This is a genomic window from Posidoniimonas corsicana (assembly GCF_007859765.1).
GTDB lineage: Bacteria > Planctomycetota > Planctomycetia > Pirellulales > Lacipirellulaceae > Posidoniimonas > Posidoniimonas corsicana.
On sequence record NZ_SIHJ01000011.1, the window covers coordinates 1 to 22,108 of the forward strand.

The window sequence follows — 22,108 nt, forward strand, 5'->3', positions numbered from 1 at the left end:
GCTTCGGGATCACCTCTTCTGGACCGTGCTTCTTACCCTTCGGCATCCTTCTACCTCCTCAAAGGTCATGTCCTCGACGCCCGGGATTATCCCAAACGGCGTGGACTTATTTGAAGGGGCTGGGTCAGTCCCGAGCCGCCTCGACAATCTGGGGCGGCAGTTCGTCTTGGCGATCCAGGATCGCCAGCAGCAGCGCCGCCACGCGTTGTTGCAGTTCTAGCATCGCACCGCGAAACCGGTTGCGCGTCCGCGGGCCTTGGCGGCGTTGGTCCCCTTGAGCCGCAGCCCGCAGACCACGCCCCACCCGTCGACGCTGGGCAGTCGGACGTCGTGCTTGTCGGCGTCGATCACCGGCCACTCCGCGCCCCAGTACCTAACCGAACGCGGCAGCGCCGATCCGGCCGCAAGCCGGGTGGTAGTCTACCGCAAACACGGCCGCCACGTTGCCCCCTCGGCGGAGGAAGCTGGCCAGCGTGGCCGGGTGCGACGACTCTGAAGCCGAGAAGGTCAGCGTGTAGTTCTCCGGCAGCCGGCCGTCGAGGTACGCGCGGAACCGGCTTCTGACCTTGGTGTAGTCGTAGAACCGGATTCCGGGCCAGCGGGCGATGGTTTCGGACCAGTCGAGGTCGGACGCCACGTTGAGCCGGACCAGCGGGCGCAGGCCAAGCCGCTCGGCGCGGCGGGCATGGGCCGCCAGGTCGCGGTCCAGCTGCGCCAGGAAGCCCGTACGGTCCTCGTGAAGCCACCGGGTGTCCAGCCGGGCCCGGTTCCGCGCGGCGGGCAGCACCCGCTGGCCGGAGAACCACAGGTTGCACGCCGCGCGGCAGCCGACGGTCGAGGCCGGGCAGACCTCGTGGCCCGAGAGCCGGTGCGGCGCGATGGTGAGGCCCGCTAGCAGGTAGCGGTCCGGCCCGGCCTTGGCCAGCTTGGCGTTGGTGCGGAGCAGCATCATCGGCCCCTCCTTCCGTGCAACAGGGCGACCACGACCAGGGCGACGCACGTCGTCCATCACCTTCATCTCGCCGTTAGCGCGGCAGCTGACGTTCACGCCCGTTACCGGAATACGACGAAGGTAATCGAAGATCACCCAGTTGCCCGACTCGCCGACTTCCGAAAAGTTGTTGGGGCAGCCGTCAGGGAGCTTTCCCTCGCAGACGATCATCACCGAGGTGCCGTTGGTGCTGGAGTAGGCGTACGATCCGAACTCGTCCAAGACTTCCTGGGCCCAGCTCTCGACCTCGCCAGTCTCCGCGTCGCGGCAATCGGTGAGCCGAATTGCTACAAGACTGTCGTTCTCATTGATATCGATTGCGATACCGTCGTATCCCTCAACCTCGCGGGCAAAGCAGGCGTTGAGATAAGGCCCGGGGGCAAACTCGTCGCGGTTGCCCCAGTTGTCCAGAAAGCACCAAGCGACCCATGCGTCCCGAGAGACCAGCTTCTCAGGAGGGTCTACAGAACCGTAGGAAGCACTCACTTCAGTCTTCGTCGGAACGCGACTCCACGTACTCGAACCACTTGCTGCGACACTACTTCTATCGATTTTCTCCATGTTGGGAGATGATGTGCCGTGGTCGCACTCGACCGCGGCTACGGAAAACGGCGAAGGGTTCGCCCTTCGCACTGCTCAAGGTGGCGCAAGACGCACGCCCGTTACCGGGCACAACGGCTTAGCGCGGAAGACTAGAAAAACGCACTAACGCCAGGTTGACTGCGGCGCCGTCGCGTTGTCGTGGCGGAAGAGTTCGAAGGAGCGAGGGCCTTCGTCAGGAACGCGTCGACGTCCGCCGGGTCGATTCGGTACGTTGGACGCCGGGCGCCATTAACGGCGACGTTGGTCGCGCTAATCTGGCCGGATGCGATCAGGCGCGACACATGGCTAGTGCTGACGCCGAGCTGCTTCGCGACGTCGTTTGGAGTAAGGTACGGGCGCACAGGTTCTCCTTCCCCGCGGGGGGAATTCCTGCGCCCGGAGCTCGACCTTCAGAGAGGCCTGCTCGGCATCGTACCTTCGAGAAGGACGTGAACTGCCCTAATACAGCCCACGCAGCTTTGAATCTATCGGGTTGTAGCCGAAATAGGCGGCGGTAACGTAGTGGGCTAGGTCACGCATTAATGGTTTGGCGCGAGCGACGCACATCTATTCGTACATTCTTTGAAGAGCCACGCCCTTACATGCCCTACGACCCGCCGGAGCCGATCGTCCATCACGCCCTCGCGGTAGACGGCGTCAATCGAGTTGTCAACGTGCCCCATGATGTAGCGGACCGCGACCTGGTCGCCCGTGTCGCCGCCAATGGTCGCGAACGTGTGGCGCAGCGCGTAGAAACCTACGCCCTTGCGGTAGCAGCCCGCCTTCTTGGCGATTTTCGAGAACTTCTTGGAGACTTGGCTTCCCACCTCGTCGCCGCCCCACGAATTGCCCGCTGGCGTCAGGAACGCCAGCTCCCGCAGCTCCGGGGAGGTGGGCTTGATGTCCGCGCGGGCGTCCGCCGCCCGCTTGATCGCCTCGATCGTCTCCGGCCAGAGGGGGCAGCGCCGCTCGATCGCCGTCTTTACCCGGGGGAAGGTCACCCACCCCTGCTCCAGGTCGAACGCATCAGGCGTGATGGACGAGCAGTCGCGGTTGCCAAAGCCAGTGTTGATCGCCAGGTGCAGCATCGCCGCGAACTGCAGGTCGTCGGCGCTGGCGATTAGGGCCCGCACCTCCTCGGCCGAAAATAGCTTCTTGGGCAGGGACTGACGGTGCGACCGGAGCAACTTCTTCGACGGCGCCGCCAGGGCCGAGATGGCCCGCACCGGGTTGTCCAGCACGCCGGCCTTGTAGCCAAAGTTAAACACCGAGCGGGTGCGGGCAAGCTCGGGGCCCAGGGTCGTGGGCGCCCAGCCCTTCGCCAGGTCCGCGCGGTACTCGGCCAGCTCGTCCACCCGGAGGTCGTCGACCAGCCGGTGCTTCCCGAACGCCTTGATCAGCCGCCCGCAGGTCCGGTGGAGGTCCTGGAAGTGGCGGTTGGAGAGCTCGCCGCTGTCGACCATCGACTGCTTGGCGGTCAGGAAGACGTTGCAGAGCTCACGCAGCGACACGCCGTCCTCCCCAACCGCGCGGGGCTTGCGGCCGGCGTACAAGTCGTCGCGCTGGTCGAGGTACTGCTGCAGCGCCGCGTCGGGGTTCTCCCAGCGGTCGAAGTAGTAGAGCTTGCCGCGGATCTTCTTCGCCCAGTAGCCGCGCGCATGCGGGAACAGGGGGAAGTCGGGGTACGGCTTCTTGGGTTGGGTCTTCTTCTTTGCAGGGGCAGCTGTCGCCATCGGTAAGGCCTTGCGTAGGACGGGCATCCAGCGCATCCGGGAGGGCCGCTTGGCCCTAACAGGTGTACTACCGGGTGTACGCGCTGGCGCCGGCAATGCCGCCAGAGTGGCGAGAAACTCGAGAAACCCTTTGTTTTGTAGGGGTTTTTCGGAGCACGCCCAGCTGGATTCGAACCAGCGACCTACGGATTAGAAGTTCGCCGATAGCGCGTCTAACATCGCGCTAACATTCGTTTTCATCGGGAACGACGAACGCGCGCGAAGCGGTCCTCGCTAGTTGAAACCGAGGTTTGGTTGACACTTGTGTTGACACCTCGCGCGACGTTTCTTTAACGCCCCGATATCATGTAGTTGACCTTATCGGGGCTCGTGGTAATAATCCGCCAAGAGTCGCCGACCAAACGGCTATTAGTGCCCTGTCGCGACCAACAGCCTAGACCTAAACAGTGCTGATCGAGCGTCGTTTGCGAAGCGAGCGCGGCGGTTGGCAAGGTTAGGACAGTCTCCGCGTCTCCAGCTCCGCGGGAGCTGCGGCCCAACTGGGCTGCCAACGGGACGTTGACGAGCGAAGCCAGTGCGGCTGTGCCTACCAACGATGTGGATTTATCCATTCACGTCGTCGGTTCGCACTGCCGCTTTTTCGTTGCAGTTCAGGCCGACGACCAACCGTCGGAGAGACTGCAATGAAGACTCAGAGGCGGGCGAAGCCCCAACCCGCCGGCGTTATCGAGCCGGCCACTCTTTACACGCTGCCCGAGTTCAAGCGGGCGGCCGGCCTCGGCGACACCAGTATTCGCAACGCTCGGCTGGCCGGCGTCGTTCTCAAGACCTTGTGCGTCGGCCGCCGCAAGTACGTCCGCGGTAGCGACGGCATCGCCTACATCGAGAACCTGGCGCATCTGGCCGCGGCGGCCACTAGCCCGCAGGAGCAGGACTGATGGCCCTGGAGAATCTAGCGATCGAGCTCCTCGACAAGGACGCCGACACGCAGGCGCGGGCCTCTGTCGATCCGGCGGCGATCGACGACTACGCCGCGGCCGCGGATTCCGACGTCGTCCTTCCGCCGCTGGTGGTGTTCGGGCCGAGTCCCGACGGGCGGTACTTTATCGGCGACGGGTGGCACCGCCTCGAGGCCTACGAGCGGATCGGACGGATCCTCGTGACCTGCGACGTGCGCTCGGGAACGGAGCGGGACGCCCGGATCCACGCCGCGCAGGCGAACGCGGCGCACGGCGTCCGTCGGACCAACGCCGACAAGCGGCGTTCGGTCGAGATCCTCCTCGATGACGAGGAGTGGGGCCAGAAGTCCTCGAACATGATCGCGCAGGCCGCACGGGTGAGCGTCGACCTAGTGATCCGCGTGCGAGGCGAGCGGGGTGAACTAGGCGACGTTTCGGAAACGAAACGCGAGGATTCACTCGGCCGCAAGCAGCCAGCGCGCAAAAGGGCCACCCCAAAGCCCAAGACCGAGCCACAGAGCACTTCCGACGAGGACGAAGCGTTCTTCAAGGAGTGCGATCAGATCCGCGAGCGGGCCACCGAGAAGCCGTGCAAGCGGAAGAAGACTGGGCAGGAGGTAGACCCTGTCAGGTATCGCAAGGCCGCGAGAGCGGCGTTCGGGGCGTGGGTTCGCTCGGTCGACGACTGGATCTCAAAGGGCAACGTCTCGCAGGATTTGGCCGAACTGTTGAACCACTGCAACGACGAGATCGCCCAGCACGCCAAGGAATCTTGGGGCTAAGAAAAGAACCCCCGGCCGCGAAGCTACTCGGCCGAGGGTTCACGTAAGAGCGTCGCCATTGTAGCACGCCGAACACAACAACCACTAGAGACGCGTAAGAGCACGAGGAGTCTTCTGTCGAACCTCGACAGCCGGTTATGCCGCGACGGCGCTTCCCCGGGACCAAAAAGGGCCGTGCAAAGCGACTCCGCCAGTTAGAAGCTCCTGGCGGCGCGGTCGAGACAGCGAACCGAGTTCCCCGAAAGGGTTTTCCAGGCAACGGGCGGGTGGCGATCCCGCATGACGGCAACGCCCTGGGCAATTGTGAGAGTCGAATTAACTCGGGTAAGCGACGCGGCGTTCGATCACAAGACGTCGATACTTCGGCCAACGAAAAGCGACCAAGACTCCCGCGACAGACACCTTCCTAGCGAGAACGCCCATCGCGTGCAGCGAAACGGTTATTTCTCACAGGGGGAGGCCGTCGTGCGCTCTGGGATCGGCCGAGGCGGGCGACGAGTAGCGGAGAGACGTTTCGTTTCCGAAACGCGGCGGCCAGCGGTGCCGAGCCGGCCGAGGAAGTGGCCGCGGCGGCCACCTGAGACCGGAGACGTGGGAACGGTTCCCACGTCGCCAGAGCAGTGGATCGGAGGCGTCGGATCCACCTGAGGCCGGAGACGTGGAATCGGATTCCACGTCTCCGGGCGAGCAGAGACGTGGGCGCAGCGCCCACGTCGCTAGGCCAGCGGCGAGGAATGGCCACCGTGGCCAGCGCGCCGGCGGCGGCGGGCGGGTGAAGTGGCCACCGTGGCCACCCGAGGGGGGGGCGGGCGGATTCTCTCATATTGAGAAACGCTAGACCGTTTCCCCCACCGTGTAGATTTTCCGTCACTAAATGGGGCGAGGGGGTTTCCGCATGGCGGGGGTTAAAGGTCGATCAGGTCCGCGGGCTAAGCCGTCCGCGGTTCACGAGATGCAAGGGACGGCGAGGAAGGACCGCCACGGGGGCGGCGTGAAGGCGCCGCGGACCGTGGCGACGCTCTCGCCTCCCCGCTGCCTGAAGCTGACGGCCGCGGAGAAGGCGGTGTTCCGGGAGGTCGTCGAGCTGCTCGACTCGGTCCCGGGCCTGCTCGCCGACGTCGACGCGTTCGTTCTCGGCCTGCTCTGCGAGAAGGTCGCCGAGCGCAACGAGTTGCGGAAGATCCTCAAGAAGGAGGGCCGGACCTGCGAGAGCAAGAACGGCGCGCCCTACCAGCATCCGGCGGTAGGGCAACTGAACGGGGCGGAGAAGATGATCCTCGACATCGCCCGCGACTACGGGATGAACCCGGTCGCGCGGGACCGCCTGGACGTCGCGGCCAAGACCTCGACGGTCGAGACGGGGAACCGATTCGAGCAGTACCTCGCGGCGGCGATGAATTGCTAGCGATATTGGGCCGATTGGCAATCCGTCGAGGAGTTCGCCGCGGCGTACTCGACGACGCCCTGACGTGCTGGGTCTTTGGCAACTTAGTCGGCGCCCGTCGGGTCAGTGCGTACGCGGCCGCCGGCGGGTTACATCGATCGGGGGTTGTGGCGGGAGCGATTCCGGCCGTGGGGCCATTGCGCAGCGGTGCAGGTGACCTCTGCGGATAGGGTCGGAACCAAAGCAGCTGTGGATGGTCCAGCTTTGGAAAGGCCGACTCCTGCCGAGATGACGGGCGCCAACGCTAGTCGAGTGCCGCTTTCGGCGTTACGGGGTATCGCATTTCTCGGTCGGGAACGAGTATACTCAGCACTTTTTCGGAGGCACGGGCGATGGGCGACTTCGGATTGCAGCAGTTACGCGAAGCCGTCGCCGGTCGGGCCGCGGCATTCCGGACGAAGGTCGAGCTGCAGCCGGCCGGAGGGCCGGGAACCAAGGTTTTTCCGCCTACCTATGCGGGCGCCGTCTACGCGGTCGAGAAGAGACGGCTTCCCGACAAAGTTGAGCCGATCACCTGCGTCTTGCTTGACAGCGTTCAGAGCCAAGCAAACCGGATGGAGGAGGCCCTCCAGACGGCTGTAGATGAGGGGCGAATCCGCCTGCCGGTGATCGAGGTCGATTTCTCCGATCGGTTCTCCAGGGATGGCGACCCCACCGACGAGCAGCCGCTTCTCGACCCGATCGGGAAGGTGACCTCGCTTCAGGTGCCGCACCGGATCGCCGACGCGATCTTGCGTGACAGCGTGGTCACCGAAGAAGACAAGCAGTTCCGCCACAAGGACCTCAAGAAAGAGTCGTCTTACGGTCAGCGGCTGCGGCGTGTCTCCGCCCAAGACGCGACCGTGCTGTTCGAGCTCTGCCCGACGGCATTACTCTTCGGCATGTGGGACTCGACTGGACCGAAAGGGGGCCTTGGGGCCAAGTTCGAGCGGGCGATGGTCAGCGAGATCGTCGGCCTCAACGCCGTGTTCGGAGTGAAGACGAGCAGCCGTCTCGATCCATTGTCGATTAAGGCTGGGGCAACGATCTACCACCGAAATGCGGACGGTGGATTGGACTGGACGTCCGACACTGACGACCCGGCGGTAGTGAAAGACAAAAAGGGTAATCCTGTTCCGTACAATCGAAGCGGCAACAGCGAAGGCACTCCAGGCAATCCATCAAAAGCGAATCACAGTAACGTCACGCCATCTTTCGGAAAGTTTACGAAGGGTGCCGAAGGTTTGAACCCACTCACGGATACCGACGCACGGCAAGGGCAGATTGCTCCGGGTGGCGTCACGATTGACTGCGCAGAGCAATCTATCGTCCTCTCACTCCCCGCATTGCGCCGCCTGAAGTTTCCGGTGAATGGCGACTGCATGCCGGAACGCGACGCGGCAGCGCGGACCGTGCTTGCGGCGCTCGGACTCTGTGCGGCGGCGCTGGCCGACGAGTCGGGGCTCGACCTACGGAGCCGCTGCCTGCTATGGCCAACGCAAGAGTCCCTCTCGTGGGAACTGCTCCAACGAGGCAAGGCCGAGGCGGTTTCGCTCACGGCGGACGAGGCGGTCGAGTTGTTCAACCAGTCGGTTGAAGCCGCCAAGAACGAGGGCCTCCCGTGGCGTGACGATCCCTTGGTACTTCAGCCGTCGGAGCAATTGGTGCAGTTGGTCGCCAATAGCCAACGGCTCACGGTGGACGAAGGCAGCGAGGCCGAGTGATGGCGGGCCTGACGATCGCCTGGGAGTATCTGACTGGCTACGCCGTCTCGACCGACCCAGTGGACCGCAACCGACCGGAGTGGCCACCCCACCCGGCACGGGTCTTCATGGCGCTTGCCGCCGCCTGGTTCGAGACCGGTGAGCCCGAGGACGAGGGCGCGGCGCTACGCGAGCTGGAGCGGCTCGGCCCGCCGGAGTTGATCCTGCCGGCGCGGAGCAATGTCTTCGAGAGGTCGAGCGTCACCCTCTACGTACCGGTCAATGATAAGAATGAGGCGTCCGCGGCGAAGCTGCAGTCGGCGCCGGCTGTCACTCGCAACAAGCAGGCTCGAACACTGCCCCGCAACTGGATTGGCCATTTCCCCTGCCGCGCTAAGTGGCCGGTCGCCAACGCAATCGGACCGCATGTTGAAGCCCTCGATCGGCTGTGTGCGAAGGTGACTCGCCTTGGGCACTCATCGTCTCTGGTCCGGATGTGGATTGAGCCAAGTGACGCCCTAGGTCTGGATGAACAATCTGACCACTACGCCCCGACGACCAATCGCGGCGCGGCCCTCGGCCATCTCCGCGTTGCTTCAGCGGGGCTTCTGGACAGCTTGCCCGCGCAAACCCGCGTGCGTGAGATCGAACGCTTCGCGGAACTTGACCTGGCCATCCGAAGCGGCGGAGGCAAGGAGCAGAAATCCGCCAAAGCAGAGTTCGAGGCGGCTTTCGGCGAGCCCTGGCGGTCGGCGACGAAACCGCCACCGTTTGGGCGCCCGAACGTCCGCACCGAGTCGGCCTATACACTGCAGCGGCAGCCGCCGGCCGATGCCGAACATTCCGGCTTCGATCACCACCTCGCCATCCTGCGGGTCACCTCCGGCATGCTCCCCGCCGCCGCCACGCTACGCGTCACGTCTTTGCTCCGCAAGACCGTGATCAAGAGGGTCGAGGAGAAACACAGGAAGCTGGCTTGGATCAACGGCCACGACCCTAATGGCGGCAAACAGACCGGCGACGACGGCCACGTCGCCTACGCACCGCTGGTGAACGTCGGCCACGAGCACTCCGACGGCGCGCTGCTCGGCATAGCCATTGTCTTCCCAAATGCCTGGAAGAACCTGGAGGAACGTGACGAGGTGTTCAGCCCTCTGCTGGGCAGCGACGCGGGCATCGTCTTGAAGGTCAAGCAGGGACCGCGCGTCGCGACTCTCCAGCCGATCGACTTCAACGAAACGCGTTGGACGCTAGCTCCCGAAGCGTGGACGTCGTCGCCCCGTGGCGCCCGGGTCTGGGCGTCGGCGACGCCGGTCGTGCTCGACCGTTTCCCGAAGGCAGAGCGATCGAAAGACCGCGTCGGCTGGACCAACGAAGTCGCTGCACTGATCATCTCCGCCTGTGAGCGTATCGAGTTGCCCCCCCCGCTGAGCGTCGAGATCGACACCACGAGTTGGCTGAGTGGCGCCCCCCGGGCGTACTCCAAGCGGCGATCGCTCCGCGGGCAGCCTGGCGTCGATCGCGACGCTCCACTCGGCGACGGCTATCCCTTCTTCCCAGCAAAGACCGGGTCGGCTTCGCGTCCCCAGGTCCACGCCCGGGTCGAGTTCGCCGAGCCCGTTGTCGGCCCGGTGCTGCTCGGCGCCGGTCGATTCCTTGGGTACGGCCTTTTCAAGCCGCTCGCGGGGGGAGGCTAATGGGCGCCGGTACGTTTGGAGAGTTCTTCAAGGCGTTGCACGACGGCTGCGAGCCCTACGACTGGCAGACCCGGCTTGCCGAGTCGACGGTGGCAGGCGAATGGCCCGACTACATCGACCTGCCCACCGGCGCTGGCAAGACGGCCTGCCTGGACATCGCCGTCTACGCCCTGGCGCGGCAGGCCGAACTGCCGTCCGCCGAACGCAGGGCGCCCCGCCGGCTGTTCTTCTGCGTCAACCGCCGCGTCATCGTCGACGAGGCGTACCGTCGGTCGCTCGACATCGCCAAGAAGCTCGCCGACGCCGAGGGGAACCCCGGACCGCTCGGCCAGGTCGCCGCAGCTCTACGACGGATTGCCGGTGAGGGAAGCAACCCGACGGCGCCCGCGCTCGACGTGCTTCAACTCCGCGGCGGCGCCTACCGCGACAACCGGTGGGCCCGGTCGGTCACACAGCCCACGATTGTCACCACGACGGTCGATCAGCTCGGCTCGCGGCTGCTGTTCCGCGGGTACGGCGTCTCGAACTCGGCGGCCCCGATCCAGGCAGCCCTCATCGCCTATGACAGCCTCGTGCTGCTCGACGAGGCCCACATCAGCCGCCCGTTCTCGCAGACACTCAAGGGGGTCGGGGGCTATCTCTCCAAAGAGTGGAACGAGCAGCCGATCGATGTCGCGCCAATGCGAGTCGTCCCGATGACCGCGACGCCGCCCGCGGATGGCGCCGAGGGCTTCGCGCTGACGCTCGAAGATCGAGGGAACAAGGGGCTCGCCCGACGCCTGGAGGCTCTCAAACCGGCGGAACTCGTTGCGACGAAGAACGCCAAAGACACCGTCGGGAAAGCGATCGAGAGGGCCAAAAAGTTGGCCGAAGGCGATACGCCCACCGCCGTCGCCGTGATGGTCAACCGAGTCGCCACCGCCCGAGCGATCCACGCGGAGTTACGAAAGAAGCTCGGCGAAGCGTTCCCGCTTGAGCTGGTCATCGGCTCGATGCGGCCGATCGACCGAGACGCCCAGACTGAACGCATCAATGGCTTCCTAGACCGTAGAGAAGGCGGTCACACGCCGCATGCGTCGATCGTCGTTTCGACGCAGTGTCTTGAAGTCGGCGCCGACTACGACTTCGACGTCCTGGTGACCGAGTGCGCGTCGCTCGACGCGCTGCGGCAACGGTTCGGCCGTCTCAATCGCGGCGGCCGGTTGATCGAGGCTCGCGCGACGATCCTGTCCGGTGGCGCCAAGAAGGACGACCCCATCTACGGCGACGCTCAGAAGGCGACCTGGGATTGGCTCCACGAGCGAAAGAACGACGACGGAGTCGTCGACTTCGGGATCGACGCGTTCAACAACCTTCTGCGTAGCGAGGGCGAGGCGGCCGTGATCCCGCCGGAGCTGCTCGCTCCGTCCGCGCACGCTGACGCGCCGGTGATGCTGCCGGTCTACGTCGATTTCTGGCGGCAGACTTCGCCCCGGCCGACGCCCGACCCGGACGTGGGCCTCTTCCTGCATGGGCCGGAGCGAACCGCGACCGACGTCCGCGTCTGCTGGCGGGCTGACCTTGATGAAGGCGCCCAGGAAGAGTGGGCAGACATTGTGTCCCTCGTGCCCCCGACGTCGCCCGAGTGCCTGAGCGTGCCGATCGGCAGGCTGAAGCGTTGGCTCGCGGGCGAGCGTCTGGAGGACGACAAACCCGATAGAGCCATCGAAACCGACCTACTCGGCGTCACCGCGACGGACGACGCGCCCATCGCGTCGTCATCGGTCCAGCGGGCCGCGGTGCTGTGGCGGGGGCGTGAGGGGAGTGAGGCGCTGCAGTCGCTCAAGGACCTGCGGCCGGGCGACACGCTAGTTCTGCCCGCCGCGGCGGGCGGCTGGGACGTGCTGGGCCACGTCCCCGACGCCACGGAGCAGACGATCGACGTGGCAGAACAAGCCTACTCGCTCGCCAACCACCGGGCCCTCTTGCGGCTCCACCCTAGCACACGACCGCTATGGGGAGCCCCAGAGCCCGACGGTGACGTGGAACCGGCCGCGGAGGCGATCCGAGCGTTGATGGATTATGCGACCGCCGACCCCGAAGAGCACGCAACCTCCGACCAGGGCTTGCTCGAGTTGCTTGCCGCCGCGGCCGACACGATCGGCGACGAGGACTGGAAAGAGCGCTTCTGTCGTTTGGCTGATCAGGATTCGCAGAAATTGTGGATCGATCGTTACCCGCCCAAGGGGGGCAAGCCGCAAGGCCTGGTGCTACGCACAAAGAACCGGCTCGGCGAGCAGAACGCTCTCCCCGCTCTGGACGACGGTGAAGACGACCCGTCCCGCAGCCGCGACCCCGTCTCGCTCGAAGATCATGTCCGACACGTCGTCAAGTTCTTGAAGCAGACGCTCGGCACGCTGCCGCTAGGCGACGTCGCCGATGCCTTGGAGCGAGCCGCCGAACTGCACGACGACGGCAAGGCGGACCCCCGGTTCCAGGCCTACCTGCAAGGCAAGCCGCGGACCGCTCGCGACCTTAACAGCCCGTTCGCCAAGTCGGGGGGCGTCCGCCGCGCACGATGGGAGGACCGGGTCGCGCGTGAGCGGGCGGGGCTCCCCGAGGGGTTCCGCCACGAGTTGCTCTCGCTCCAACTCGCCGAGCGTCGCGACGACCTGCCCGACGACCCGCACTTGCGCGACCTTGTGCTGCACCTCGTCGCCTCGCACCACGGCCACGCGGCGCCGTTCGTCCCGGTGGTCGTTGATCCCGAGCTTCCGGGGCTCCGGATCGGCGGAACCGAGCTCTCGGCGGCCGATCGCGCCGGGGCGGTCCCCCCGCACCGGCTCGACTCGGGAGTTGTCGACCGTTTCTGGCGGCTGGTGCGGCGGCACGGCTGGTGGGGCCTGTCGTACCTCGAGGCGACGCTCCGACTGGCCGATCAGCAAGCCAGCGCCGCGGAGGACCGATCGTGAGCGACATCGAGCAAGAAGGCCTGGCGCTGCCCGGCCTCGACGGCACGAACCCGCTGGGATTCCTGGCGGCGTTGGGGCTCGTGTCAACCGTGGCGATGGCTCGTGGCATGCAGTCGGTGGGGGTTCGCTGGCAGGCCAGTGTTGATCGCTGTTTCCCGGCCGTGACCGGCTTCAATAGTGTCGATGAAGTCGTGTCCGCTCTAACGGATGCGCTACGGCTCGGCTCCCCGCCGTCGAGTAACGAGTTTTACCTGCACCTAGGAAAGAACCTGTCGATTGATCCGAACGTGTTTCGCGAGGCCGAAACGCGAGCCATTTCCGAGTCGACGTGGGATCAGCGGTCGGCCGCGGATGCGATCGCGTCTTTCGGGTGCAGCGCCGTCGTCCACGAGAAGCTACCGCGCATCCAACCGACCGAACTGCACTTCATTTTCGGGTCCGGCCACCAGCATTACCTCGAAACGGCTAACAAGCTGCTTGCTAACTGCACCCCCGAACACCTGAAAGAAGCCATTGAAGGCCCTTGGCGCTACCGTGACGAGAAGCTGTCTTTTCGATGGGACCCAGAAGACGCTCGCGAGTACGCGTATCGCTGGGCCGACCCGGGCGGAGAGACTACTCGGACCGTTTGGGGCGCCAACGTCCTGGCCTTCTTCGGCGTGACTCAGATGCTGGCGAGCGTACCCTCGTCCGCCACACAGCTGCGGACAATGGGCTTCACGCGCGCAGATCGCAAGACCTTCTTAGTTTGGCCTTTGTGGAACAGGTTCCTGGGCATCTCAACCATGCAATCGCTTCTCCGCAGCTCCGTCGATGACCTTCGAGAGCACTCGGAGGAACGAGGTCTCACACGTGTGTTGCGGGCGGAGAAGAAGAAGATGGGCGACGGGGCAAACTACAAATGGGCCTTCGGCCAATCAGAGCCGATCTTGTAGCACGCTCCAAGGAGTCCGCCGTTGCACTCGGCAGATCCTTGTCGGCAAGACGCCTAACTTCACGCCGGCAGAACGCGTGGCGTAGGTGTTTCCTGCTCATTGAGTCGCCCCCAACTCCCAATTACCCTGTAGTAAGCCGACTTTTCCCGGCACGGAGGACTCCCCCGTTCCACTCTTCACGACAGGTGCGTCGTGGCCGCAGAAACCGAATCCGCCGTGCCGTCGAGTGATCCGCCGGTCGGCGCCGGCGACGCCCAGCCGGACCTCTTGCCGGTCCGCATGCTCAACGAGTTCGCCTACTGCCCGCGGCTCGGCACGCTAATGTGGGCCGATGGCGAATGGGCCCCCTCGCTCGACACCCGCCAGGGGCTCTTCACCCACCGCCGCGTCGACAAGGGGGACCGCAGGGCGGTCCCCGAGAGCGACGCCCCGCCCGAAGAGCCGCTGCACGCCCGTTCGGTATCCCTCTCGGCGCCGGGCGAGGGGCTCACTGCGAAGCTCGACCTCTTGGAGCTCGACGGACCGGTCGCTACGCCGGTCGATTACAAGAAGGGCAAGGCGCCAGACCTGCCCGAGGGGGCCTACGAGCCGGAGCGGGTCCAGCTCTGCGCTCAGGGGCTGATCCTCCGCGAGAATGGCTACCGCTGCGACGAGGGCGTCCTCTACTTTGCCGGCTCGCGGCGCCGCGTCTCGATCCCCTTCGACGACGCCCTAGTCGAGCGCACTCGCGAGCTGGCTGCCGCGTTCCGCCTGGCCGCCGCCAACGACCGGTTGCCCCCGCCGCTGAAGGACAGCCCGAAGTGCCCCCGCTGCTCGCTGGTCGGCATCTGCCTGCCCGACGAAACCAACCTGCTGAGCGCGGAAGCCGCGGATGAGCACACTGGCGGCGCTCTGCACCGAAAGCCACGCAAGCTGCTCCCCGCCCTCTCCGAAGCGCTGCCGCTCTACGTGCAGCAGCAAGGCGCCTTCGTCGGCAAGAGCGGTGACCGGCTGACGGTCAAGCTCGAAGGGAAAAAGCTCACCGACGCCCGGCTCCTGGACGTGTCGCAGATCTGCCTGTTCGGCAACGTGATGCTCTCGGCGCCGGCGATCAGCGAGCTCGCCCGCCGCGGGACGCCGATCTGCCACTTCAGCTACGGCGGCTGGCTGAACGCAATCACAACCGGCCTCGCCCACAAAAACATCGCCCTGCGGATTCGGCAATTTGAGGTCGCTGCCGACCCGGCCGCCTCGCTGGGGATCGCTCGCGGCATCGTCGCCGGCAAGGTCCGCAACCAACGCACGCTTCTCCGGCGTCAGCTCAAGGAGCGAGACAAGGGCGACCGCAACCACCCCGCCCTTACGGCCCTGGACGACTACCGCCAGCGTGCGGAGCATACGACCGAGGCCGGGTCGCTTCTCGGCCTGGAAGGCATGGCCGCCAAGACCTACTTCGCCGAGTTCTTCGGCCTGCTGCCTCCTTGGTCTCGCGGCGACACCAACGGCCGCAACCGCAGGCCGCCGACCGACCCGGCGAACGCCGTGTTGTCGTTCCTCTACAGCCTGCTCACCAAGGAGTTGCACGTCGCGGTGCAGTCTGTCGGCTTCGACCCGATGCTCGGCGTGTTCCACCGACCGCGTTACGGCCGCCCGTCGCTGGCGCTCGACTTGGCTGAGGAATTCCGGCCGCTCGTGGCGGACTCGGCGACGCTCATGCTCTTCAACAACGGCGAGTTATCCGAAGAGTCGTTCCTGAGCCGAGCCGGCGCCGTCGCCCTGACCGACGCCGGCCGCCGGTCGGTGATCGCCGCATTCGAGCGTCGCCTCGCCCAGGAGGTGACCCACCCAATCTTCGGCTACCGGATCGTGTACCGGCGCGTGCTGGAGGTCCAAGCCCGGCTGCTCGCCCGCGCCGTCACGGGCGAGATCGAACACTACCCCGCGTTCACGACTCGCTGAGGTTGTCGCCATGCGTCATGCCTACCTAATCTGCTACGACATCGCGACGCCCAAACGCCTCCGCATCGTCCACAAGACGCTGAAGGGGTTCGGCGACCCGCTGCAGTTCTCGGTCTTCCGTTGCGAGCTGACGAAGCTCGAATTACATGACCTCCGAGAACGGCTGGCGGGCGTGTTGCACGACGACGAGGACCGGGTGATGATCGCCAACCTCGGCCCGATCAATGGCCGCGGCGACGAATCGATCGAGTTCTGGGGGGCGCCGCTCTCGCTCGCCCCGGATCGAGGCCCTACAATCGTGTAACGACGCACCGCGAGTGCTCGGGTGATGCGAAAACTCCGGGGACCTCTCGCGGACGCAACCCACTGGGAGGCAAGGTCTTTGGCAACCTGCACAGCGAGTTCGATCGTAGCCGAGCTCGGCGACTCGGCAGCTCTCGCAGAGCGTGTCGCGACCCTTTGCCCGCAACCGACTTGGGAAGCGGGCGGTTTCCGGGGCTAATCAGCCCCGGCCTCATTGAAGCTCGAGGTCGCCCGCGGCGGGGGTCAGCGCGATGCCCGGGTGTTTCCGGGGCTAATCAGCCCCGGCCTCATTGAAGCTACTGGAAGTCGCCGAACCACGTCTCTTCGCTGCCCGTTTCCGGGGCTAATCAGCCCCGGCCTCATTGAAGCGACCCACGCGGCGACCTTCTTGCGTCGCTCGCTGTCGTTTCCGGGGCTAATCAGCCCCGGCCTCATTGAAGCTCTACCGCCGCCAGCCCGACCTGTGGGCCGACTGCAAGTTTCCGGGGCTAATCAGCCCCGGCCTCATTGAAGCTCTTGCACGGCCACGGCGTCGGAGTCGGTCGCAAGGGCGTTTCCGGGGCTAATCAGCCCCGGCCTCATTGAAGCTCCAGTTCGCGAACGGCCGCGTCATCCTGCCGGCCGGTTTCCGGGGCTAATCAGCCCCGGCCTCATTGAAGCCACGCGATTAGCTGGCGAGTGACAGGGCCGCCGCGAACGTTTCCGGGGCTAATCAGCCCCGGCCTCATTGAAGCAATCGCGGCATGAAACACAAGATCGCGGGCGGCAAAGTTTCCGGGGCTAATCAGCCCCGGCCTCATTGAAGCCGGTCTGACATGGGTTTGATCCTGCTTCGCTTAAGCTCGTTTCCGGGGCTAATCAGCCCCGGCCTCATTGAAGCTGTTCACCGTCGCCCCCGGGGACGATCAGCGTTCCCGTTTCCGGGGCTAATCAGCCCCGGCCTCATTGAAGCTACAGGTGCATCGACGGGATCGTGGAGACGCCCCACGTTTCCGGGGCTAATCAGCCCCGGCCTCATTGAAGCGCTGCCAGTGCGCAAGTTTTAGGCAGTGGCCAAGCAACGTTTCCGGGGCTAATCAGCCCCGGCCTCATTGAAGCCGTGGGAGTCGATCAAGCTCGGCCGCCGCATCGAGATCGTTTCCGGGGCTAATCAGCCCCGGCCTCATTGAAGCGCGATCATGGCCGCCCAGTCCACAGACTCGCCGATCGTTTCCGGGGCTAATCAGCCCCGGCCTCATTGAAGCGCTGGGGCATTGTTTGCGTTCGCCATGTTCTGCGGGGTTCCGGGGCTGATCAGACCTTGAGCTTCCTCATCGGTCACCTCAACCTTGGCGCATCTGCGGCGGCGTCAAATGAGCGAAGTTGCATCGACCGAACGGCCGTAGCATCGACGGAAAGTCGCTGAGGTGAGAGGCACCGATGCGAACACACAATGAGTCTCAGCTCCGTTTGTCACTGCCGAAGGCCGTATCCTTGGAGGCATCCGTCGACGGACTTAGAATCTGTCCCCTCCATACTTCGGTGACCCCGCAGAAGGCAGTAGCGAAATTCGATCCGATGGAGGCTAGTCTAAGCAGCCGCCCCTGACACCGCTCTCGTGCCAGGCCAATAGCGGGTCGACCCTGTCCGCGACGCCGGCCTAATCAACAGCGGGCAGCACATGGCCGCGATCAAGGCGCTTCAGGACGGCCTCGGGCCCGAGACGACGTCCGGCTGGCTGTCGGGCGCCCTTCGCGAGGGATCGCGTGAGGAACGCTCTCTGGACCTCAGACGCAACCGAGAGACCAAGGAGGACGAGATCGCCAGAACACCGGCGAGATGAAGGACCTCGTTGAGGGCATTCTCGAAAACCTCGAGACGGACGCGTTCGTCGATAGCGCGGCCGGGGAGGTCAAGCCGTGGGCGTAGAGTCGCGCGGGTTCCGGAGTCGCCGGGAGCTCCTGGACGCGACGGCCGACCTCACCGATGTCGCAACCTCAATCCTTGTTGTCTGGTACTGGATCGAGACGGACAGGCGCGTTCGGCGCCGCCCGGAGGCGATCGCGGCGATCGGGCCGCGCGGGGTCGCCGCTCTGAAGGAGTACGTCTTCCACCTGCAGCGCGCGAGCCACGTCGCCGTCGAGAACGCGGTGAATCGGTTGCAGGTCACCTGCCCCAAGTTCGACGAGTTCACCGAGGAGGAGTTCCTCGCGATGCTCGAGCCGGCTTGTCAGCGTCTCCGGGACCCGCTGAGCCATGGCGGCTTGCTGAAGTTCGCGACGCAGGAGAGCCCCGCCGAGCGGCTCCTGATCGACCTGAAGGCGAAGCCCTACGCGACGCTCGTCCTGACCATGCGGTTCCGGGACGCGTTCGAGCGGTGGCGGAAGGCGATGGTCGCCTTGTGCGGGTCGACCAAGGACGCGGCCGCGGTGGCCGCCGCGGCCAGGGACGAGGGCTGGCGGCTGTGGATCGCCGACGATGAGGACCCTTTGGGTGAATTACCAGAAGAGCGGGACGCGGCCGGCGATCAACTGGGGAATTCCCCAGTTGATCGCGCGAGGTCGTGGACACCTCCTGAGGTATCGGGGGAGCCAGTTGGAATCGATTCCAACTGGGCGCGCGCCCAGTTGGGAATTCTCCCGACTGGTCGCGCCTCACTAAAAGGCAAGCTCGAAGCCGAACTGACTCTGAATCGCCTCTCCAAGCTCACGAAGCTTCTCGCAGCGCACCGCAATTCCAATGTGCATCGGGACTTTCGACTGCGACACAAATGCCTCGGGAGTCACCACGTCTACGTCTCCTGATGTCGTGAACTCCATCCCGCTGTGGTGAATCCCAAGTAGCTTGGTGTACGGGCCGAGTGCTTTTCCGCCCGCCAGCGGCCAGAGTGATCGATGAAGAAACACAGGAGAGCCACTAGATCCAGGGTACGATGCGATATCTGTCAAGAAGTCTGGGTTGCCGTCGTAGTTGAGATGCGGGTGCGTAGCGCAGATTCCTTTGCGAAAGACTGGCATATTGTTAACCGAGTCCTCAATCAAGTCTGGGTAACCGACCATGATGACCTCACTCATCGCGTCGGTGGTCTTCAGTTCCTCATCGCTGAGCATGTCTTGGGGTGTCAGCGCCGATACGAAATAGGGCAGGCGTCGCTTCCGCGCTTCTAGTAGGCATTCGCTGATTGGCAATGCAGCTAGGTCGATGTCATCGTCCGGGTGGTCGATCCAGGCACCCTCCACGTCCGCGAGGACTTCCGACGTGATGTTTCCGTAGTCAGCCTCGTCGGTCCCGGCCTTCACATGAGTAAGCCTTGTCGTCACTCGGACCGCCTCTTCAAGTATGTGGCGGTTGGTGACCACCGCGAGACCGTCGGCGTTCCCATCCTTCGCAAAGTCGAAGAGGAAGCCCGTGCCTCCCCACACCTCCGCATCCTCGCCCTGGCAAACTAGCCTGAGGGTAGCGTGTGAAAGCATGCGCGGGGTAGAGTTCTTCGATGCGCGGCGGCTCCTCGCGTAGACTGGCTGCAACCCTTTGGGGACGTCGTCAGGCATGCTTGCAATCCTTAGCTTGATGGGTGGGGCTAGCAGTATAGCGAGTTGACATGCTGACGCCCCGCCGGCACAATTTCTACCGCTGGCTACGCGAGGTCTCTACCTGGCCGGCCCGAGCCTCAGAAACTCGGCAACAACACGGAGTCTACGGTGGATGCAAACACGGCCTCTCGGCCCGGTAGCGCGTGCGCACTCACAAGCATCGATCCCGGCAGCGGGGGAGCGAGGTTTGCGCGGGGGGGCTCCGTGTCCTCCTTTCTGAACGCGTTGCCGGGCCGAGCGGAGTCACGCGCGGTTCGGTCTCAGAAGCCGGCCGCGCCTAGTCAATGACCTCGGAGTCATCATGCAGCAGACTACTCGCGTCCTCGACTCTTGCCGCCTTCCCGTGATCCACATCGACACCCTGGCGGAGCATCTCAGGGTCGAGCGGCGCTGGATCATCAATCATTGGCTGAAGTACGACGGCCCGGCCGGGCCCTGCCCTCACTGGCGCGACGGCCAAAACACCTTCTTTCACGTGGGCGACCTCGACGAGTGGACTCACCGGCGATGCCTTCCCGAAAACCGATAGGAGGCTGCGATGAAACGCGACTGGGACCTGATCAGATCGATACTGCTGTACATCGAAGAGCACGACAAGTTGGAGGGATTTGATGGAGCAGATCCGGATTCCGCACTCTTCAAATATCACGTTCGCCTCCTTTCCGAATCGGAGCTAGTGCACGGCATAGGGGTAATAACTTCGATCGACGACAACCCGACTACGATGATCTATAGCACCCCCCCCATCGGCTTAACGTGGGCTGGGCACGATTTCATCGACTCCGCCAGAGACGACGATCGTTGGAAGAAGGCGAAAGAGCAAATCGCCGGAGCGGGAGGTGGGCTTACCCTTGCAGTGCTTCGTTCATTTCTGACAAAGCTGCTCACGGAGGCGATCTTCTGATGGAAGAGATCAAAGTTCACGTTGTCGACAAGGGTCGGAAGTACCTCTACATGCTCTATCGCGACCCGATCACGAATCGGCAGGTCGCACGCAGCACGGGCACGGCGAGCAAGAAGGAGGCAGCGAAGGTCGCTGCCAAGTGGGAGGCGGAGCTCCAGGAGGGGCGCTACGAGCGGTCCGCGCGGATGCCGTGGGCCGAGTTCCGCGAAGCGTGGGAAGATGCCCACATGCATGACCTGGCACCCGCGACGATGGTCAACTACGCGGCCACCTTCAATGCGTTCGAGGACTTCTGCAACCCTCAACGTGTGGGCGACCTTACCACTCCCCGGGTCACGGCCTACGCGGCCCACCTGAGACGAGAGCGGACCCGCACCATCAAGCGCGGCGGGGAAGAGGTACAAGAGTCCTACCGCCTGAGCGAGGCGAGCGTCGGGCGCCACCTGCGACACCTGAAGGCAGTCGCGCGTTGGGCGAGTCGCCAGGGAATGTTGCCGAAAGTTCCACAATTCGAGATGCCCAAGCGGGCCAACGCGGCCCGCATGAAGGGACGCCCGATCACCGGCGAGGAATTCGACCGTATGATCGCGGCCGTGCCGAAGGTCGTCGGCGAGAATGCGGCCGAGTCCTGGAAGTTCCTGCTCCGGGGTCTGTGGACGTCAGGACTGCGCCTCGGCGAGGCGTTGGCCCTGCGGTGGGATCAGACGCCTGGCGGCGTGTCCGTGCGTCTGGACGGCCAGCAGAGCGTCCTCGCCTTCGACGCGGGCTCGCAGAAGTCAGGCAAGGTCGAGCTCGTGCCGCTGGCCCCTGAGGCCATGTTGTTGATTGAGGGGCGCGCCGAGCCGTCCGGCTATGTGTTCAGCCCCAAGCGTATGCGAGGTGAGGGGCCGATGGTTCGGGACGCCGTGAAGGTGAGCAAGGTGGTCGGGAAGATCGGCCGCAAGGCGGGCATCATCACCGACACGGAGAAGGGCAAAACGGCCACGGCTCACGACCTGCGCCGTTCGTTCGGCTTTCGGTGGTCGCGGCGGATCATGCCTGCCGAGCTGAAAGAGCTGATGCGTCACGCCAGCATTGAGACGACGATGACCTACTACGTGGGGCACGATGCCCGGGCGACGTCGGCGGCCCTGTGGGGCAAGCTGGTTGACACTTTGGTTGACACCAGCCCGGAAGAGGCACAGGTCGACGGGCAAGAACCCAGTAAACCCCGGGTAAAGTGAACACGCCCAGCTGGATTCGAACCAGCGACCTACGGATTAGAAGTCCGTTGCTCTATCCAACTGAGCTATGGGCGCAAACGACGCTGCTGCGACAGTTTACGCGGGGATGGCTGCGACGCCAAGATCGCCAGAAGCTCTGGCCGTTCGAACGGCACCGCTAATAACGATAACACGCCTATCGGCGCACAATCGCCGACAGCGGAGTACTTTGTTCGCGACAGTTGCAGATCGCCGCCCCCTAACCCTGCAATGACTCAAATCGCTACGCCGGTAAGCGGCTCGATGAGTTGTGTCGTCCCCTTCGCCAAAAGCCCACCAGGACGCCAGAGGTCGAGCAAGCTTGGTGGCACGACGGGCTGGGAAAAAGTTGGCACCCGCTCCGCTCAATTAATAACCTCACGGAGCGGCCGTC

General features: G+C 64.7%; 18 protein-coding genes, 1 tRNA gene and 1 CRISPR repeat array. Of the genes, 13 read left to right on the top strand and 6 right to left on the bottom strand.

The window, feature by feature from the left end:
• The coding region (locus KOR34_RS27275) for a hypothetical protein (protein ID WP_228714772.1) at positions 1-220 on the top strand (220 nt) is incomplete at its 5' end.
• Here KOR34_RS27275 and KOR34_RS27365 read toward each other — a convergent pair.
• The 4 genes from KOR34_RS27365 to KOR34_RS26165 form a co-directional block, all read right to left on the bottom strand.
• Positions 217-351, bottom strand: a complete 135-nt coding sequence (locus KOR34_RS27365; protein WP_261342708.1) for a hypothetical protein — start codon at positions 349-351, stop codon at positions 217-219. The two genes, KOR34_RS27275 and KOR34_RS27365, sit on opposite strands and share 4 nt — an antisense overlap.
• Positions 352-373: 22 nt before the next feature.
• Complete coding sequence (locus KOR34_RS26155) at positions 374-1,477, bottom strand: GP88 family protein (RefSeq protein WP_146569107.1); 1,104 nt, start codon at positions 1,475-1,477, stop codon at positions 374-376.
• A gap of 206 nt (positions 1,478-1,683) precedes the next feature.
• Entirely contained in the window at positions 1,684-1,935 is a 252-nt protein-coding gene (locus tag KOR34_RS27620; protein ID WP_146569108.1) for a helix-turn-helix domain-containing protein, read from the bottom strand.
• A 177-nt stretch (positions 1,936-2,112) separates the two neighbouring features.
• Positions 2,113-3,306: a tyrosine-type recombinase/integrase gene (locus KOR34_RS26165; RefSeq protein ID WP_197531764.1), complete on the bottom strand. Its 1,194-nt coding sequence runs from the start codon at positions 3,304-3,306 to the stop codon at positions 2,113-2,115.
• Between the two features lie 683 nt (positions 3,307-3,989).
• Between KOR34_RS26165 and KOR34_RS26170 the strand changes: the two genes are divergently transcribed.
• The 9 genes from KOR34_RS26170 (at position 3,990) to cas2 (ending at position 15,998) form a co-directional block, all read left to right on the top strand.
• On the top strand, positions 3,990-4,244 hold the full coding sequence (locus KOR34_RS26170; RefSeq protein ID WP_146569110.1) for a hypothetical protein: 255 nt from the start codon (positions 3,990-3,992) through the stop codon (positions 4,242-4,244).
• Positions 4,244-5,047: a ParB N-terminal domain-containing protein gene (locus KOR34_RS26175; RefSeq protein WP_146569111.1), complete on the top strand. Its 804-nt coding sequence runs from the start codon at positions 4,244-4,246 to the stop codon at positions 5,045-5,047. The genes KOR34_RS26170 and KOR34_RS26175 overlap by 1 nt, the downstream gene beginning before the upstream one ends.
• Before the next feature lie 952 nt (positions 5,048-5,999).
• Entirely contained in the window at positions 6,000-6,452 is a 453-nt protein-coding gene (locus KOR34_RS26180; protein ID WP_197531765.1) for a phage terminase small subunit P27 family, read from the top strand.
• 371 nt (positions 6,453-6,823) lie between these two features.
• A complete protein-coding gene (gene cas7g, locus KOR34_RS26185) occupies positions 6,824-8,194 on the top strand; it encodes a type I-G CRISPR-associated RAMP protein Csb1/Cas7g (protein WP_146569113.1) in 1,371 nt (456 codons plus the stop codon).
• Complete coding sequence (gene csb2, locus KOR34_RS26190; RefSeq protein WP_146569114.1) at positions 8,194-9,870, top strand: type I-G CRISPR-associated protein Csb2; 1,677 nt, start codon at positions 8,194-8,196, stop codon at positions 9,868-9,870. Before cas7g ends, csb2 begins: the two co-directional genes overlap by 1 nt.
• A complete protein-coding gene (cas3g, locus tag KOR34_RS26195; RefSeq protein WP_146569115.1) occupies positions 9,870-12,821 on the top strand; it encodes a type I-G CRISPR-associated helicase/endonuclease Cas3g in 2,952 nt (983 codons plus the stop codon). The genes csb2 and cas3g overlap by 1 nt, the downstream gene beginning before the upstream one ends.
• Positions 12,818-13,756, top strand: a complete 939-nt coding sequence (locus KOR34_RS26200; protein ID WP_146569116.1) for a type I-G CRISPR-associated protein, Cas3-extension family — start codon at positions 12,818-12,820, stop codon at positions 13,754-13,756. Before cas3g ends, KOR34_RS26200 begins: the two co-directional genes overlap by 4 nt.
• Before the next feature lie 192 nt (positions 13,757-13,948).
• Positions 13,949-15,694: a CRISPR-associated endonuclease Cas4g/Cas1g gene (gene cas4g/cas1g, locus KOR34_RS26205; RefSeq protein ID WP_197531766.1), complete on the top strand. Its 1,746-nt coding sequence runs from the start codon at positions 13,949-13,951 to the stop codon at positions 15,692-15,694.
• Between the two features lie 10 nt (positions 15,695-15,704).
• A complete protein-coding gene (gene cas2 / locus KOR34_RS26210; RefSeq protein ID WP_146569117.1) occupies positions 15,705-15,998 on the top strand; it encodes a CRISPR-associated endonuclease Cas2 in 294 nt (97 codons plus the stop codon).
• Between the two features lie 184 nt (positions 15,999-16,182).
• Positions 16,183-17,241: direct repeats of the CRISPR family, unit length 36 nt; unit sequence GTTTCCGGGGCTAATCAGCCCCGGCCTCATTGAAGC.
• A 1,392-nt stretch (positions 17,242-18,633) separates the two neighbouring features.
• Here the strand turns inward: cas2 and KOR34_RS26215 are convergent.
• Positions 18,634-19,527, bottom strand: coding sequence for a S1 family peptidase (locus KOR34_RS26215; protein ID WP_146569118.1), 894 nt, complete (start codon positions 19,525-19,527; stop codon positions 18,634-18,636).
• Between the two features lie 385 nt (positions 19,528-19,912).
• Between KOR34_RS26215 and KOR34_RS26220 the strand changes: the two genes are divergently transcribed.
• Genes KOR34_RS26220 through KOR34_RS26230 form a run of 3 tightly spaced genes read left to right on the top strand, consistent with a single transcriptional unit; the run spans position 19,913 to position 21,696 of the window.
• Positions 19,913-20,098 (top strand): hypothetical protein, encoded by a 186-nt coding sequence (locus KOR34_RS26220; RefSeq protein ID WP_146569119.1) that lies wholly within the window; start codon positions 19,913-19,915, stop codon positions 20,096-20,098.
• A 9-nt stretch (positions 20,099-20,107) separates the two neighbouring features.
• A complete protein-coding gene (locus KOR34_RS26225) occupies positions 20,108-20,473 on the top strand; it encodes a DUF2513 domain-containing protein (RefSeq protein WP_146569120.1) in 366 nt (121 codons plus the stop codon).
• A complete protein-coding gene (locus tag KOR34_RS26230) occupies positions 20,473-21,696 on the top strand; it encodes a tyrosine-type recombinase/integrase (RefSeq protein ID WP_146569121.1) in 1,224 nt (407 codons plus the stop codon). The genes KOR34_RS26225 and KOR34_RS26230 overlap by 1 nt, the downstream gene beginning before the upstream one ends.
• Before the next feature lies 1 nt (position 21,697).
• On the opposite strand, the gene KOR34_RS26235 is transcribed toward KOR34_RS26230, so the two are convergent.
• A tRNA-Arg gene (locus tag KOR34_RS26235) sits at positions 21,698-21,771 on the bottom strand.
• Positions 21,772-22,108 lie beyond the last annotated feature (337 nt).